At 56.4% G+C, this 16,635-nt stretch carries 16 protein-coding genes; all 16 read right to left on the bottom strand.

Going from position 1 to position 16,635, the window contains the following annotated elements:
* Window positions 1-74: 74 nt before the first annotated feature.
* Window positions 75-806 (bottom strand): 2-C-methyl-D-erythritol 4-phosphate cytidylyltransferase, encoded by a 732-nt coding sequence (ispD, locus tag JW885_04410; protein MBN1881395.1) that lies wholly within the window; start codon window positions 804-806, stop codon window positions 75-77.
* Window positions 806-1,789 (bottom strand): UDP-glucose 4-epimerase GalE, encoded by a 984-nt coding sequence (galE, locus tag JW885_04405; protein ID MBN1881394.1) that lies wholly within the window; start codon window positions 1,787-1,789, stop codon window positions 806-808. Before galE ends, ispD begins: the two co-directional genes overlap by 1 nt.
* Window positions 1,786-2,757, bottom strand: coding sequence for a KpsF/GutQ family sugar-phosphate isomerase (locus tag JW885_04400; GenBank protein ID MBN1881393.1), 972 nt, complete (start codon window positions 2,755-2,757; stop codon window positions 1,786-1,788). Before JW885_04400 ends, galE begins: the two co-directional genes overlap by 4 nt.
* Entirely contained in the window at window positions 2,754-3,953 is a 1,200-nt protein-coding gene (locus JW885_04395; protein ID MBN1881392.1) for a glycosyltransferase, read from the bottom strand. The genes JW885_04400 and JW885_04395 overlap by 4 nt, the downstream gene beginning before the upstream one ends.
* A complete protein-coding gene (locus tag JW885_04390; protein ID MBN1881391.1) occupies window positions 3,950-4,927 on the bottom strand; it encodes a glycosyltransferase family 2 protein in 978 nt (325 codons plus the stop codon). Before JW885_04390 ends, JW885_04395 begins: the two co-directional genes overlap by 4 nt.
* Window positions 4,928-5,001: 74 nt before the next feature.
* Window positions 5,002-7,143: a DUF2723 domain-containing protein gene (locus JW885_04385; GenBank protein ID MBN1881390.1), complete on the bottom strand. Its 2,142-nt coding sequence runs from the start codon at window positions 7,141-7,143 to the stop codon at window positions 5,002-5,004.
* A gap of 131 nt (window positions 7,144-7,274) precedes the next feature.
* A complete protein-coding gene (locus JW885_04380; protein MBN1881389.1) occupies window positions 7,275-7,748 on the bottom strand; it encodes a prepilin-type N-terminal cleavage/methylation domain-containing protein in 474 nt (157 codons plus the stop codon).
* A 244-nt stretch (window positions 7,749-7,992) separates the two neighbouring features.
* On the bottom strand, window positions 7,993-9,405 hold the full coding sequence (locus JW885_04375; protein ID MBN1881388.1) for a sigma-54-dependent Fis family transcriptional regulator: 1,413 nt from the start codon (window positions 9,403-9,405) through the stop codon (window positions 7,993-7,995).
* 13 nt (window positions 9,406-9,418) lie between these two features.
* Window positions 9,419-10,939 (bottom strand): transglutaminase domain-containing protein, encoded by a 1,521-nt coding sequence (locus tag JW885_04370; GenBank protein MBN1881387.1) that lies wholly within the window; start codon window positions 10,937-10,939, stop codon window positions 9,419-9,421.
* Window positions 10,932-12,218, bottom strand: coding sequence for a dihydroorotase (locus JW885_04365; GenBank protein MBN1881386.1), 1,287 nt, complete (start codon window positions 12,216-12,218; stop codon window positions 10,932-10,934). Before JW885_04365 ends, JW885_04370 begins: the two co-directional genes overlap by 8 nt.
* A complete protein-coding gene (locus tag JW885_04360; protein ID MBN1881385.1) occupies window positions 12,202-13,161 on the bottom strand; it encodes an aspartate carbamoyltransferase catalytic subunit in 960 nt (319 codons plus the stop codon). Before JW885_04360 ends, JW885_04365 begins: the two co-directional genes overlap by 17 nt.
* 23 nt (window positions 13,162-13,184) lie before the next feature.
* Entirely contained in the window at window positions 13,185-13,739 is a 555-nt protein-coding gene (pyrR, locus tag JW885_04355) for a bifunctional pyr operon transcriptional regulator/uracil phosphoribosyltransferase PyrR (GenBank protein ID MBN1881384.1), read from the bottom strand.
* Window positions 13,740-13,862: 123 nt separating this feature from the next.
* Window positions 13,863-14,246, bottom strand: coding sequence for a hypothetical protein (locus JW885_04350; GenBank protein ID MBN1881383.1), 384 nt, complete (start codon window positions 14,244-14,246; stop codon window positions 13,863-13,865).
* A 103-nt stretch (window positions 14,247-14,349) separates the two neighbouring features.
* Window positions 14,350-14,952, bottom strand: coding sequence for a signal peptidase I (gene lepB, locus JW885_04345; GenBank protein MBN1881382.1), 603 nt, complete (start codon window positions 14,950-14,952; stop codon window positions 14,350-14,352).
* A gap of 4 nt (window positions 14,953-14,956) precedes the next feature.
* A complete protein-coding gene (gene lepB, locus JW885_04340) occupies window positions 14,957-15,622 on the bottom strand; it encodes a signal peptidase I (protein ID MBN1881381.1) in 666 nt (221 codons plus the stop codon).
* Between the two features lie 207 nt (window positions 15,623-15,829).
* Entirely contained in the window at window positions 15,830-16,471 is a 642-nt protein-coding gene (lepB, locus tag JW885_04335) for a signal peptidase I (GenBank protein ID MBN1881380.1), read from the bottom strand.
* Window positions 16,472-16,635 lie beyond the last annotated feature (164 nt).

The following is a 16,635-nucleotide window of genomic DNA, read 5'->3' as shown; positions in this document are numbered from 1 at the left end:
AAATAGAACCACAAAGGTATCCCAACATACATCCCCCGTGTGCGCCCGGCCGACGCCGGGCCGATCATCCCCCTTCACTCATCCGTGTGCCCGTCGTTGCCCGCCAGGATTCCCTCCACCACGGCGATGTCCCCGGGGTGCGTCACCTTGATGTTGTTCGGGTCTCCGGGAACGATCCGCACCTCCCCACCGTTTTCAATTATCAGGGATGCATCATCCACCGCATCGGTTACGCCCCGTTTTCGGGCATGCTCATGGGCATCCGCGATCAGGCCCAGGCGGAAGACCTGGGGGGTCTGAATGCGGAAGAGCCGTTTTCGATCCAGGTAGGAATCGATACGCACCCCGTCCGTCAGGACGGCGGCATCCACCGCGGGGACCACCGCAACCGCGGCGCCGCTTGTTCGGGCGGCCGTTACCGCCCTCTCAACCACATCTTTATGTATCACGGGCCTGGCGGCGTCGTGGATCGCCACCAGATCGTCCGGATCTCCGCCCCGCTCCATCACCGCCCTGATCCCGTTATAGACCGACTCCTGACGAACGGCGCCGCCGGGGACACATGCGACCGATGAGCGCTCCCGGACATATTTTGCTAAAATGTCTTCGGCCGTCTCGAAGTCGTCCTCCCTGAGCGTCAGCACGACGCCCGCAAAATCCGCCGCGTGAAAGAGGGCTTTCAGCGTCACCGCCAGCATCGGGACGCCCCCGATGGACAGAAACTGCTTCGCCGCACCGCCTCCACCCCTCATTCGCTCCCCCAGCCCGGCGGCGGGCACCACGCCCCATAGACGATCGCCGCCCATCACGACACCATGTCTCTCTTCATCATGAAATTCCAGGCGTCCCGGACGATCTCGTCGAGATCGGTATGGGAGGGACGCCACCCCAGCGTCTCCTTGGCCTTTTTCGAAGACGCCACCAGAACCGGCGGATCTCCCGGCCGCCGCTCCCCCATCACCGCAGTGATCTTTCGTCCCGTCACCCGGCGGCACACCTCGATCACCTCCATCACCGAATGTCCCGATTCGCTCCCGAGGTTGAACACACAGCTTTCCCCGCCGTCCATCAAATGTGATAGGGCCAGAAGGTGGGCGTCGATCAGGTCGGTGATGTGGATATAATCCCGGATGCAGGTCCCGTCCGGTGTCGGGTAGTCGTCGCCGAACACGGTGACGGATTCCCGCCTTCCCCCCGCCGCCTGGAGCACCAGGGGGATGAGATGGGTTTCCGGGTCGTGGCGCTCGCCGATCTCCCCCTCGGGATCGCATCCCGCGGCGTTAAAATACCGAAGCGAGACATACCGCATGCCGTATGCCGCGTTGTAATCCGAAAGCGCCCGCTCGAAAAAGAGTTTCGTCGTGCCGTAGGGATTGATCGGAGAGAGCTCCGTGTCCTCGGGGATGGGGATTGCATGCGGCTCTCCGTAGACCGCGGCGGTGGAGGAAAAGATACACGCTTTCACGCCCGATGCGCGCATGGCCCGAAGGAGCGTCAGGCCGCCCACGGCGTTATTATCGTAATAGAGCTCGGGGTGCTCCACGGATTCCCCCACATACGTCAGCGCCGCGAAGTGCATCACGGCGTCGATGTCATAGGACCGAAAGACCTCCATCAGCCGATCGTAATCCCTTAGATCACCCTCGACGAAATCATCGGTCAATACGGCGTCTTTGTGTCCCCGGGAAAGATTATCCAGCACCACCGGCCGGTGTCCGGTGTGTATCAGCGCCTTGACCGCGTGTGAGCCGATATACCCGGCGCCGCCCACCACGAGTATCGTCCTCATAGGGTAATTCCCGCCTTCAGGATATCGTGAATGTGTATGACGCCCCGGGGACGGCCCTCATCGTCCGGGACCACCAGCGAGGTGATGGCGTTGTCCTCCATAACCCGCAGAGCCTCCGCGGCGAGCTTTTCCGCCTCGATGGTCCGAGGTATCCCCTTCCCGGCGATGAACTCCCCAACCTTCATGTCCAGTGGGGCCGGATGGTTCTGGAATATCCGCCTGAGATCCCCGTCGGTGACGATACCCGAAAGTCTCCCCCCCTCGCCGATGACGGTGGTCATCCCCAGTCCCTTGGAGGTCATCTCATAGATTGCATCCTTGAGGAGAGTGGAACGTTCCACCCGGGGGCACTCGTCTCCAGCATGCATCAAATCCGCCACGGAGAGCAGTACCCGCCGGCCGATGGCCCCTCCCGGATGGCGCTTTGCGAAATCCTCCAGGTTGAACCCCCGCATTTTCAAGAGAACCACCGCGAGGGCGTCACCCAGGGCCATCATCAGAGTGGTGGAGGAAGTCGGCACGATATCCCAGGGACACGCCTCCTTTTCGACCCACACATCCAGCACCACATCCGATTCCCGGGCCAGGCGGGAGTCCTTCGATCCGGTCATCCCGATGATCTTGACGCCCACCCAGCGAAAATAGGGGAAGAGACGGAGGATTTCATCGGACTCGCCGCTGTACGAGATGGCCACCACCAGATCGTCGGTCGTTACCACCCCCAGATCTCCATGGAGACCCTCTGCGGGGTGGAGATACACTGCCGGGGTTCCGGTACTGGAAAGGGTGGCGGCGATCTTTCTGCCCACCAGTCCCGATTTCCCGATCCCGGTGATGATCACCCGGCCGGTCGTCTCGTAAAAGAGGTCCAGGGCACGGGAGAACTCACTCCCCAGTCGATCCCGGAGGGCTCCAATGGCCCCCTGCTCGATATCGAGAACGGTTTTCCCCTCATCTATCGGATTCATGTGTCTGTTTCCCGTGTGCGTATGCGCAGAAATTGTTCTTCATATTGTTCGGCGATGACCGGCCAGGAAAATCGCTCCTTAACCTTCCTTTCCGCCGCCCCGACAATACGATCCCGAAGATCACCGTCACCGGAAAGCAGTATGACCGCATGAGCGATGGCGTCCGGGTCCTTCTGGGGAAAGATAAGTCCGGTCCTTTCGTGCTCGACGATATCCGGTATCCCCCCCACACCGGACGCCGCCACGGGAAGACCCGCGGCCATCGCCTCCAGTATTACCGTTCCCAGCCCCTCCGTCTCACCGGTTTCGGTGACGATCGCCGGAAGGACGAACAGATCGTGCTCCCGCAGTATCCCGGGCACATCAGCATGAGGCACCTCTCCCGTGAAGGTCACTGCCGCTCCCACACCCAGCGTTTTCGCCAATCGCTCCAGCGCCTCCCTCTCCGGCCCTTCGCCCACCAGTGTGAGAACGGCCCCGGGGAACTTCCCCTTGATTTTCACCAACGCCTCAATCAGATATCGATACCCCTTGAGGGGGATGAGCCGCCCCACGCCGATGATCCTTGGTGCGATGGCCTCCTGTTTTTCCCCCGAACCGCCGCCGGATGGTGCAAAACGCTCCACCTCCACCCCCATGGGTATCACCCTGATCCGTGCCTTGGGAGCAATGGCTTGTGCCCGGCGGGCCGTCGCGGCGCTGTTGGCGATCACGCCCGACGCGCCCGAAAGAGTCCACCGGGCGAGAAAGGCCGTCACCCTCCCCCCGACAAGGTGCACGTCACTGCCGTGGAGTATTACCACGGGGGAGGCGCCGCACAACCGGGCCACCATCCCCTGGGGGAAGAGCCAGTGGGCCGCCACCACATCGGCATTGGAAGCGAGGCGCCCGAGGACCAACCCCTGGGCCGCTAAAAAGAAGGGCACCAGAAAGAAGAGCCACGGACGGCGGCGCACATTGGTAACCATGCCCCGGCCGTACGCCAGCGCTTCGAGCCTTTCCGGACGCATGTATCGAAACCTGACCACACCCACGCCGTCGACGATTTCACCCCGAGCAAGGCCGGGCGCGTGAGGCGCCGCCACCGTCACCCGATGTCCCCTCCGCACCAGCTCTCGGGCCAGGGATAATACAAACACCCCGGCCCAGTCCTCCGGCCCGCGGGGAAAGGAGCTGGTGGTCATTACGATTTTCACGGCGACACTTTCGGATTTTCATCGCCCTTTAAGGGTTTATTATATTCCATATCAAACCACATGGCAAAGAACAGAGACTGGAGGCCTGATATGAACAGAAAGGCGGCGAATAGAGCGCTGGTCGCTGCCACGCCGTGTCCCAAAATCCGTACCACGAAGAGATACAGCCCCAGGATTCCCCCGGCGGGGGTGAGGGAAAGGCCCATCATGTAAAAAAATACCAGAGGGTGGAAATCATAGATGACATATTTTTTGAACATACGGGTGAAGAAGCCGCGAAGAAGCAAGAGAGAAATGGTCGGAATCACCTTGAAAAGCCGGATGCCCGACTTCTCCCCAATGTTGTACACCGGCCTGACCGGAACATCCACAACTCGGGCGTTGATGATGTTGAGTTTGATGAGCATGTCGTTGGGCATGCCGTAGCGGGGATATATGTTTTCCAGATCCAGACGAGCGAGGGTGCGAAAGTTGATCGCCGTGTACCCGGTCTGGGAATCGGCCACGTGCCAGTATCCCGAGGCGATTTTTGTTAAAAGTGAAAGGGTGGAGTTGCCCAGATAACGCACCTTCGGAATCATCCCCCACGCCCCCCCCCCGAACAGGCGGTTGCCCTTGGTATAGTCGGCCCGCCCGTCCAGCACCGGGTCCACCACCGCAGGCAGGTCCGCCGGGTCCATCTGGTTATCCCCCGCCATGACCACCGTCACATCGGCCTTCAGAATCAGCGCCTCCCGGTATCCCCGGGCGATGGCCCTCCCCACACCACTGTTGTTTTCCAGGGTGATGAGCCGCACCTCGCCCCGAAAGCTCCCCGAGTAGTCGGATACCCGATCGACGGTGGCGTCGGTGCTTGCGTCATCCACCACCACCGCCCAGTCGACGTAGTCCGGCAGACCCTCAAGCACCCGAGTGATCAAAAGTTCCTCGTTGTGGGCCGGAATGACGACACAGATTGTCTGGTTCTTCCTCATGGACGATTTATTTCGTATCCCGCTGTGAATGGGTATCTACTTATTGTATATATACCTATTTATATTATCTCTCTTTATCGGGACAGTTCATCAAGCAATTCCTCGATCTTCTCCCTGTCGTCCGGCGATGTATTCTCGTTTATCGCCTCCCGGGCGGCACGAAGGGCGTCGACCGCCTCCTCGTTTTGCTCCATCGCCAAAAAAACGATGCCCAGCCCCAGATAGGCCTCGGCGTTTATATCACCCATCTCCACGGCCAGAGAGAACTCCCGTGCCGCATCGTCATACCTCCCCTGGGAGAACAGGTTGTATCCATAATTCACCAGCAACAGAGACACGTTCGGGTACCGTTCAAGAAACCAGATGAACTCATCCTCCGCCTCGTCGTAGCGCTCCAGCATCGTCAGGGCATCCAGGAGGTCCCTCTTTATCAAGGGCACGGGCCCGATGACAATCTCCGCCATCCTGGCCACAGACACCACGGCCAGCCATTGTTTCTGCTTTACCAGGTAGGTGGACAGCGCCAGGAAATTGTTGCTGTAGTACGAGCGATACACCTCGTCTGCGAAAAACTCACCGCCCCGGGAGTCCAGCTCCCTCTGCACGAAATCATGAAGCCCGGTCAGATATGCGGCGCAATAGTCGGCATCCACCTTCTCCGCTTCGTCGTCTGTCACCACCCGGAAGAAAAACAGCTCGGGAACCAGCTGGTTCGAGAGCTTTTCAACGATGCGTCGATCCGGGCCCAGGTACACGGTTCGGGACGAGATGTTTTCACCCATCAGTTGGAGCATGAAATCAATGCCGGTGTCCCGGGTGTATTTCATGTCCGGGACCTCTATCCCGGGAAAGCGCTCCGGCGTCACCCGGTTGAAATATTCCGGCTCAAGGCAATCGCTGACGGGGACCACGTGGAGGTCTTCCCGAAGCCTCTCCACGTCCTTAAAGTAGTAAAAAAACGGCCAGTACAGGGATGTGAGGACCAGGGCGTCTCGATCGAAGCCGGTATAATCCGCCGCGGCCAGGCGCTCCGCCGCCCAGTAATTGGATTTATCGAGTTTTCCGTAGTCGATCGCCAGGGTAAACATCACGAAGGCCGCAAGCACCACCGCCCCCACCCGTCTCCATCGAATCCGCACACTGAATCTCTTTTCGATCCAGGATATTCCGAAATAAAAGGCCACAGCGGCGAGCATCATCGGCACCACGTACGACGCCGTGTAGATGCTGCCGGTTTGCCAGTACCAGATGAAAAATGATACATGCCCCAAAAAATAGAGCAGAAAAAGGAGCGCCATCCGCCAATTTTTCCGAAACACCACCAAAAGACCCGCCACCGAAACCAGGCTCCACAAAACCGTCAGCTCAGAGGCGGTGATGCCCACAAACCGCGAGATATTACTCCACAGCCCCCCCCGGGATACGGCGAAGTGATATGCGGAATCCTTTCGATCGGTGATATGAATGAAAAACTGCTCAAGGGTTTCCGGATTCCCCCAATCCATCCTCGGATTCGAAAGAGACCTGATGGGAAGATACATATATACGGAAAAGCCGATGGCGAAAAAGAGAAGGGCCCATCCCACATCTCCCAGCCTTCGGGGGAGTTCGTCCCGTTTCAGGTTCAGGACGATAAATACGAGGACCGCCGGGAGAAACAGGGCCACGGTGGCGTGGATGCCGGCGGACAGCCCGTAGAGGAATCCGCCTGCGATGAGATACCTCCGATCATCCCTCACCGCCCATCGGACCAGACAGAAAAGGATCCCCGCACCCGCCGCCGCCATGCCGGCATACACCTCCGCGCTGACCGAGCTCTCCCACAGCGAAAAGGAAAAGGCGTACGTCAGCGCCCCCGCCGCAGCTAGAAATCGGGAAGTATTGTCCCTCCCCCCACCCATCGCAAACACAACCTCCATAATGAGAACGGCGACCATCACCGCCGCACCGGCGCCCATGAATGCGGATAACAGATTGACCTTGAACGCAATGGACCCGAAGGGAAGATAGGTCAAAAGATTCGCCATCGGCATGTAGGAGGGAAATCCCGCCGGGTGGGGGATGGCCAGGGCGAAGGCGGCGTCAACAAACTCCGCCGAGTCCCTCCAGTAGACCGTCGGGCACAGGGTCAGGAGATAGACGAAAAAGCTTACCAGAAAAACGAATCCGAAAAGACCCGTGTCGATATTGTTTCGTATAAAACGGAGGTCTGGCATGGTTTTTATCTACCACGAAACAGACAGGTAATAAAGAAAAAAACGGCGGAACCTGTAGGTTCCGCCGTTAGTGGCCATCGTCTGCATACATCATAATGATCTATGCATACATACATCGCCCGGCGTCGTTATTAGACGTCGTTAAAGGCCTGCTCTCCCGCAGCGTTAAATCCACCAGGCGTGTCTTCCTGTGAAGGTTCACGGGATCCGTCATGTACATACCAGACGTCGCGATCCGCGTCACGGTCGATGTTGCCGGAGCAGGTGGCGGTAAAGCTGTCGTAGAGGGTATCCCCGTCACCGTCATACATCGCGATCCAGTCGGAAGATGCAATTTTAGTGTCCCCGCCGGGATACATCAGGTAGTATTTGGGGTCAGATGCGGTTTCGAATCCAATGAGGTCTGGTACTCTACTGAAGGTATTCTCGGTGGCGAAGTAGGCCAGCTCGGCCTCGTACACACCGGTCAGGATCGTCCGGGCTTCGGACTGCTTGGATTTCGCCTGGAACTTCAGGAAGTTCGGGATGGCGATGGCCGCCAGAATGGCGATAATGGCCACAACGATCATCAACTCAATAAGGGTAAAACCCTTTTTGCTTCTGATCTTACTCAACATAACATGTCCTCCTTTTGTAGGTAAACGTAGTTTCAGGACCATTTGACATCACTCATATAAAGCAAATTCAATGCCAATAATAATCTTTTTCGGGGGTTTGTGTGCGCTCTAACAGCATGAAATCGCTCATTAAAACGCAATCACCTGAAAACTCTTGTTATGAAGTATACCACACATGAAAAACTTTTGCAAAAAAGCAAATCCTTTTTGCAAAATAGTCACACATACCAACTCAGGCGTCGTCACCGATGCCGTATTTTTCGATCTTCCTGAGAAGCACCCAGTAACTGATGCCCAAAATCCGGGCGGCTTCTTTCTTGTTCCTGCCGGCACGAAGCAGGGCTTCTTTGATGAGCTCGGTCTCAATGCCCGAGATATATTCCTCCATGGAAAACGAATCGCCTCCCAGCATATGTGCGGCGTCTTCCGTTGCCGCCCTGCCGCCGTGCTCCTTATGCATGGAGAGCGCCAGGCTCTCCGGCAGAACGATATTGGAGGACTCCAGGGCCACGGACCGCTCGATGATGTTTTCAAGCTCCCGAACATTGCCGGGAAATGAATAGTCCTTGAGCACCTCCAAGGCGTAGGAAGATATCTTCCTGATCTCCTTTCCCTGCTCCGCGGACATCTTTTCCAGAAAATGCGACGCCAACAGCGGTATATCCTCCCGCCGCTCCCTGAGGGGCGGTATTTTTATCTCTATCACGTTGAGGCGGTAATAGAGATCCTCCCGGAAGCGGCCCGATATCACCTCCTGTTCCAGCTCTCTGTTCGTGGCGGCGATGATTCTCACATCCACAGAAATGTCCTCCGTCCCCCCTACCCGCTTGAATGTGCGCTCCTGGATGGCACGAAGCAGCTTAACCTGGATCGCCTGAGTCAGTTCCCCCACTTCGTCGAGGAATATGGTACCGGTATCGGCCACCTCGAAGAGACCCTCCTTGTGGGACACCGCTCCGGTGAAGGAACCCTTTACGTGTCCAAAGAGATCACTCTCCAGTAGGTTTTCAGGGATGCCGCCGCAGTTTATCACCACGAACGGACGATCTTTTCTCTGGCTTTTATTGTGTATCGCCCGGGCCACCAGCTCCTTGCCGGTGCCGCTTTCTCCCAATATGAGCACGTTGGACTTTGTGGCCGATACCCGTCCGATCAGGTCGAATATCTTCTGCATGGCGAAGCTGGTCCCGATGATATTCTCATAGTTATATTCTCTGCCCAGCTGTCGTTTTAAGAGTACGTTTTCCTTCTCCAGTCTCCCCCTTTCCAGGGCGTTGCTGATGATAACTTTTATCTCGTCGACATTAAACGGCTTCGTGATGTAATCGTACGCACCCTCCTTCATGGCGTCAACGGCGCTTTCGGTGGAGGCGTAAGCGGTAACCATGATGACTGTGGTGGCGGGATTGACCTCCTTCGCCTTTTTGAGGACCTCCGTTCCGTTCATGCCCGGCATAATGATATCCGTAATGACGAGATCATACATTTTTTTATCAATACGTTCGACCGCCTCCTTCCCGTTTTCAGCCAGATCAACCACGTACCCCTCGCGCCTGAGCATGATCTCGAGAAAATCTCTCATATTCTGCTCGTCATCCACCACGAGAATCTGCGGGGCTCGCTTTTTTTCCTGGTCCGTTTCCATATTCCCTACGTGTTCATTTGATATCGGCCCTTTTCGCCTCAAGAATCGTCACGTCGATGCTGCCCACAAGGGACACCACGTCGATGACCACCGCGCCGCTCCCCTCGGCAAACTTGATATGGGTGACGTCGGCGGGAAACTGACCGAACGCCGCGTCCACCGGAATCCATTCATCGAGGTACACTTCATTCCACGCATGAAAAAGAAACGCCTCCATTTCCTCCACGTAGACGATGCCGTTAACCACCCTTGTGGGGATACCCGCCGCCCGCACTAGGGCCGCATAGAGCTTCGCGTGGGATTCGCACTCCCCCTCCATGGTGGACAGCACATCCAGGGCCGACGTCGCGTCGACAAGCCGTTTTTCCACGTTACGATACACCCAGTCCATGATCATTTTCGCGGACCTCGTCGGATCGGCGACATCACCCAGGATATCTTCGACGGTGCGCTGCATCTCTTCATTATCGCTCTCGATGTCTATCTCGGGCAGAAGATATCCTTCAACTCCTTCAGGATATATCTCTGGAATTTCGATCGGTCCGTCCGACACCTCGGGCAAGAGGATCGTGTAGATATACGCGCCCTCATCGTCCGGTCCCACCACCTGCTGGTAAAAACCGTCGATGGGCTCAAACCCCCGGGGGACTCCCGTTACCCTGATCGACAGTTCCGACAATGACACAGGAGACGGCAGGGGAAAATCAACCGGTATCAGGGTGAAATCGATGACCGCCGTCATCGTGATTCCCGTTATCTCTCCCATGTTCGTCGCCGTCTCCCTGTCCTCCAGGCGTTGATCGAACTGGTCCATCGATACCTGGCGGATCAGGTCCCCGTCCCGGGTGACGTAGGATGTCGACTCCAGCCCCCGAATCGCTCCGACGACCTCGAACACCTCCATCGATTCGCCGTCAATGTCAATGACGGTCTCACCGACAACCTCTGCGGAAAAATCCTCGATGGCCCGCAGGTTTTCCAGAAACACCCGGTACTCAAAACGAGAACCGACCTCCAGGGGCTTTTGCATCATGAAATAGCCAATGGCCAGCGACGGGTAGATCCCCTCGTCCAGACGGTACTTTATCCGCTCATGCCCTCCCCCGGAATACACGTCCAGATACATGAAGCCGTCCTTTTCCGCAAGCCCCACCTCGGTGAGGAGGTGATCCATGATGATATGCTCATACATCAATCCCAGGACGGTGTTGTCACCTGTGATAAACACCTCGGAACGAAACGTGTTGTCGGTGGGATGGGAGAATTCATCGAGGCGATAGCGTATCATCCCGTCATCGTTGAGCCGAACAACCGGATTGTCGTCAAGCATACCCCGGGTTACGGTAAAATGATCATACCCGACCTTGATATCGTGAAAATATATGCCGAACCATTCGTCGAACATCACATCAATAGATTCGAACTTCTCGAATCTCCGGTCATAATCACCGGTCATGGAGCAGCAAACGAGGCTTGTCATGATCAGCAGGATGAGCGTCGTGAAGCGTCCGTATCGTGAAAATATATCAGACAATGGCGCCCTCCCGATACACAATGCTGCCCGCGACAATGGTCATCTTCACCCGGCCCGGGACGCTTCGCCCGGCAAACGGACTGTTTTTGCCCTTTGAGAAAAAGGCTCGGGGATCGACCGTCCAGTCCTCCCCGGTATCGACGATCGTTAGGTCCGCAGGAACCCCTGTCGCCAGCGTCCCGCCGGCAAGCCCCAGCGTTCTGGCGGGGGCGATGGTGAGCTTTTCAACAACATCGAAAAGGGTCATCTCCCCATCCCTGACAAGCTGCAGGGAGAGGGAAAGGAGCGTTTCGAGACCGGATATGCCGCTGGCGGCGTAGGAAAACTCCACCGCCTTTTCCACAATATCGTGCGGGGCGTGATCCGAGGCGATGACGTCTATGGTGCCGTCCTTGAGGCCCTCAATGACCGCCCGCCGGTCTTCCTCCGACCTGAGGGGCGGATTGACCTTGGTGTTGGTGTCGAAGGTGCGCACGGCATCGTCAGTGAGTGTGAAATAGTGGGGACAGGTCTCCGCCGTGACGGCCACCCCCCGCTCCTTCGCCCGCCGGATGACCTCCACGCCCCCGGCGGTGGAGATGTGGGCCACGTGGAGCCGGGCGCCGGTGAGCTGTGCCAGGGTGACGTCGCGAAATATCATGATTTCCTCGGCCTGGGGCGGATTCGCCGGGAGGCCGAGCTCGGTGGAGACGAATCCCTCGTTCATCACCCCATCGGCCACCAAGCTCATGTCTTCGGAGTGGGATATCACCGGGAGATCGAAGGTTACGGCGTATTCCATCCCCCGGCGCATGAGGTCCGAGTTGGATATCACGTGCCCGTCGTCGGAGAGGGCGCACACCCCAGCCGCCGCCAGCTCCCCGATCTCCGCCAGGACTTCCCCCGAAAGCCCCCGAGACACCGCCCCCACGGGATACACCCGAACGACGCCGGTCGTCTCGGCCTTCTCAAGGATATATTCGGTGATCTGTCCGTTGTCGTTGACCGGATCGGTATTTGCCATACAGGCCACAGACGTGACGCCGCCCGCGGCGGCGGCGCGGGTTCCCGATGCAACGGTCTCCTTGTATTCGAAGCCCGGCTCCCTCAGGTGTGTGTGTATATCAATGACGCCCGGGATGATCGTCATCTTTGAGACATCAATGACGTCGGCGTCCTTCGGACCCGCTCCCGGTGAGAGGACATCCGAAATCACTCCGTTCTCTATCAGAACATCGGCGGGGCCGCTTTGGCCGCCGCCCGGATCCACAACGGTACCGCCCTTAAGCAGCAGCTTCATCGGAACCTCCCTTGCCGATGAGGAGATAGAGTATGGCCATGCGCACAGCCACACCGTTTGTCACCTGCTCCAGTATGACCGAAAAGGGGCCGTCGGCCACCTCCGGGCTTATCTCAACCCCGCGGTTGATGGGACCTGGGTGCATAATGGTGACATCGTCTTTTGCTTCTTCCATATTCTCCAGGTTCAAGCCGAAAAATCGGGCGTAATCCCGATCCGACGGGAAGAGCACTTTCCCCTGACGCTCGCGTTGTATTCTGAGCATCATAATCACATCCGCGTCCCGGATCGCCTCCCGGACGGTGCGAACCACCCGTACGCCCATCTCTTCTACGCGGGTCGGTATCATGGTGGCGGGTCCCGCTATGGTCACGTTGGCGCCCAGTTTTGTCAGGCAGTAGATGTTCGAGCGGGCCACCCTGCTGTGTGTGATATCGCCGATGATCGATATATTCAGGCCGGCAATCCCCCCCTTAACCTGACGAATGGTCATGGCGTCAAGTAACGCCTGGGTTGGGTGCTCGTGGGCGCCGTCTCCGGCGTTGATGATGGACGACCTGACATGCCTCCCCAAAAGATCCGACGATCCCGGGATGGGATGACGCATAATGATCGCGTCCGGCGCCATCGCCTCCAGGTTGCGGGCGGTGTCGATAAGGGTTTCTCCCTTTTTCGCGCTGGATGTCGAGGCGGAGATATTGACGGTATCGGCGGACAGTCTCTTTGCGGCGAGTTCAAAGGACACCCGGGTTCTGGTGCTCGCCTCGTAAAACACGGTGATGACGGTCTTCCCCCTCAGAGTCGGGACCTTCTTAATATCACGTTTTGAAATTTCAAGAAAGGACTCGGCGGTATCGAGGATCAGTTCGATCTCCCATATATCCAGGTCCCTGATGCCGAGAAGGTCTTTTCGCTCCCAGACTTTTTCCACCGACTCGCTCATTTTTTCTCCCTCTTCAAGAAGCATTATGATGGTGTCTGTTCATGCTGTCGTACGACCGCCCCCAGGAGAGTTCCCTCATCGTCGAAGATGACCTCCACCCGCTCGTTCTCATCGATGGAAATCGTCTTCCCCACAAAATTTGGACTGATGGGCAGTTCCCGCTCACCGCGATCCACCAACACCGCTAGCTGCACTCGTTTCGGGCGGCCGAAATCCATCATGGCGTCAAGCGCCGCCCTGGTGGAGCGGCCGGTATGCAATACGTCGTCCACCAGAAGCACCACCCGACCGTTCAAAGAAAAGGGAATTTCCGTTTTTCGGACGAAGTGATGCTGGTCGGTTGTCGATATATCATCGCGGTAGAGGGTAATATCCAAAACGCCGATGGGAATAGCCACCCCTTCGAGCTGCTTGAGTTTTTCCTGTATAAGCCGCGCCAGAAATATCCCGCCGGTACGCATGCCGATGAGCACCACCTCTGCGGCATTGACGTTTTTCTCAAGAATCTGGGTGGCCAATCGGCTGACGATTCGATTCGCCTGTTCCTGACTTAATATAAGTCGATCTTGTTCAGTCACCGGATTTCCTTTTATGCGCCTTCCAAAAAAAACCCCCTTGCACGAAAACAGGGAGGTTTTGTGATATCCAGCTTTACGCTACTCGTTATATTATGTGTAGGATGAACCAATGGTTCTTTATTATTATTTTTGGGGTTTACTGAAGCCCTCAACGTGAAATTTCAACTCGTGTTCGAACATGTCCGGTATAAGCACAACCGTTTCCGTGTAATCGATCATGGCATAGTTCTGGTTGCCCTTCTTGACAATGACGATGTCATCCCGACCCAGATCTTCTTTCACTGCCGCAATTCTCGGCGACAATCTTTCCAGAATTATTTCCTCACTCCCGCCGCCGTTTGACCACATATATTCTTCCACAACTTTTTTCAGATCCATATGTGTTTTAATCGGCGGGAAGAATTTCGCTGCGGCGTAAACAATAATGGCGATGACGATGATCACCGCAAACGTCTTTCCCCGTCCTTCACCGCGCTGGGAAAAAAACGTTCGTCTTATTCTATCCATAATTTCATCCTATCGGTACAGATGTAATTTTTACATACAAAATGATATATCCCTAATGTATGTTTTTATCACCTTAGTCAATCAGTGTCAATGGATTTTTCCATTAAAAGGATTTCCCCACACGTTCCCATCTGACGGAGTAGAACCGCCCGGTCAGATCCCGGGACCAGTAGCAAAGCAGCACACGGCCCCTGAGATGCTCGTCTCCGATGAAGCCGAAAAAACGCCCGTCACCCATACTATCCCGATGATCGGCCAGAGCGAAGACCGCCCCGTCCGGCACAACCACCGGACCAAAGTTGTCCCGGACAGACAAATCCCGGGGATATATCTCCGGATCGTCAAAGGTCACATACGGTTCCTCTTGGGGGACTCCGTTGATAAAAAGCGTCTTGTCGACGATCATCACCTCATCACCGGCACATCCCACAACCCTCAGAATCACACGCCGTCTGTCCTCATCGGGGGTTCTGACATATATCAGGTCGTTTTTCCTCAGGGTTGAGACGTCGCAGAGTACTGGTGCCGCCGGTAAAAAACACCGACCCCCGGGAGAAAGCACCAGGAGGTAATCGCCGGGACTGACCGCCGGCTCCATGCCCGAAGCGGTCACGTAGATATTTTCAAACAGCCAGACGAACAGGAGAAAAAGGAATCCGCAGAAGAGGCAGAAGGCAAAAAAGAACCGGTGACCTCTTTCTATCATTGCGTTATCTGTGGACCAGGATCGTTCCGATGCGATCCCAGCGGATGTGGGCGGGGCGGCCGAGGAATCCGCCGTCTCCGGTATCCCGGCACCAGTACACCATTACGGTACGACCGATGATTTCGTGTTCCCGGACCAATCCCCAGAAGCGGGAATCGTTGCTGTTGTCTCGGTTATCACCCATCATGAAAAATGCGCCGGGAGGGATGGTGATCGGTCCGTAGTTGTCCCGTCGGCTGACGACGCCCGGCATCACCAGAGGATCTATATATTGTGCCTCCGCCACGTCATACACCTCGCCGTTGACATACAGCACCTTGTTTTTGATTTCGATGGTATCCCCCGGCATTCCGACCAGCCGTTTAATATAGTGAACACGATGATCCGGCGGGAATTTGAAGACAACCACATCCCCCCGGGACGGCTCGCGTAATCCGAAAATGAAAACATCCGTAAAGGGAACGGGAACGCCGTAGGAGCACTTACAGACGAGAATCTGGTCTCCGGGGTAAAGGGTGGGTACCATCGATTCGCTCGGAATCCTGTATGTCTGGAATACCAGCGTTTTACAGACCAGCACGATTATCAGCGCCAGGACAATGATCTCGGCAAATTCCCTGACGGCATGGACGGCGTGTGTCGTCTCCTTCGCCCGCGACTCCGTGCTCAATGGATACTCCCGGCAAATGTCATCCTGAATGAGGTCCCGGGGTGCGGCGGCATCTTGTTGATTAAGGACGGTTTTTCCCACAGCACTGGATGTCGCGATGCATATGCATACGTTGTTTCAAATGTTATCTGAAAACGAAAGAGAGAAGTCTTCCGCACGTTCCACCTGTTGTCGGTCATTATGTCAACGCTTCGATGTATGTGACACTCAACGGTTTATTATGGTTCCAATACGATCCCAGCGGATATGTGCAAATCGGGAGAGATACCCTTTCGCCTGAATGTCCCATGACCAGTATATCAATTGCGCGGTTCCGGTCAACTCCCGGGTATGGACAAATCCCCAGAAGCGGGAATCTTGACTGTTGTCTCGATTGTCCCCCATCATGAAATAGGAATCGGGTGGGACGACGATCGGGCCGAAATTATCCCGCTGCCCCGGTATAATGTCAGGGTCCGAGTGGATTTCACTCTCCACGACATACTCCTCACCGTTGATATACACCCGCTTATCCCTGATTTCCACCGTATCACCCGGCAGCCCGATCACCCGCTTGACGTAATGAACCCGTCTGTCTTCCGGATACTCGAACACCACGACATCGCCCCGCCTCGGCTCCCGAATGGTAAGCACCTTTACATCCGAAAACGGAATGCGGGTGCCGAAGACGAACTTATTGACCAGGAACTGATCTCCCCGAAGTATGGTGGGAATCATGGAGCCGGTGGGAACCTTGAAGCTGGGAAAGATAAACGCCTTGATGATAAGCGCCAGCATCAGAGCGATGGTAATGGCCTCCGCGTATTCGCGAAATACACTCAGCTCTGTTTCCTTTTCTTTGTGTGCCATTATCACACCTTTCAGACTTCATATTAAGGCTCTTCAGGCCGAAACACGCCCCGTTTTTCCACACCATAAGATGTCACAATGTGTATATGCCCGTCGCTTCAACCGTATTGGCGATACACGGCTTCCGGCACATCGAGAATTCCACGTGTCTCCGGCTCGTTAAG

Source organism: Candidatus Zymogenaceae bacterium, from assembly GCA_016931225.1.
Classification (GTDB): domain Bacteria; phylum Desulfobacterota; class Zymogenia; order Zymogenales; family Zymogenaceae; genus JAFGFE01.
This window is presented reverse-complemented; position numbering and strand designations above follow the sequence as displayed.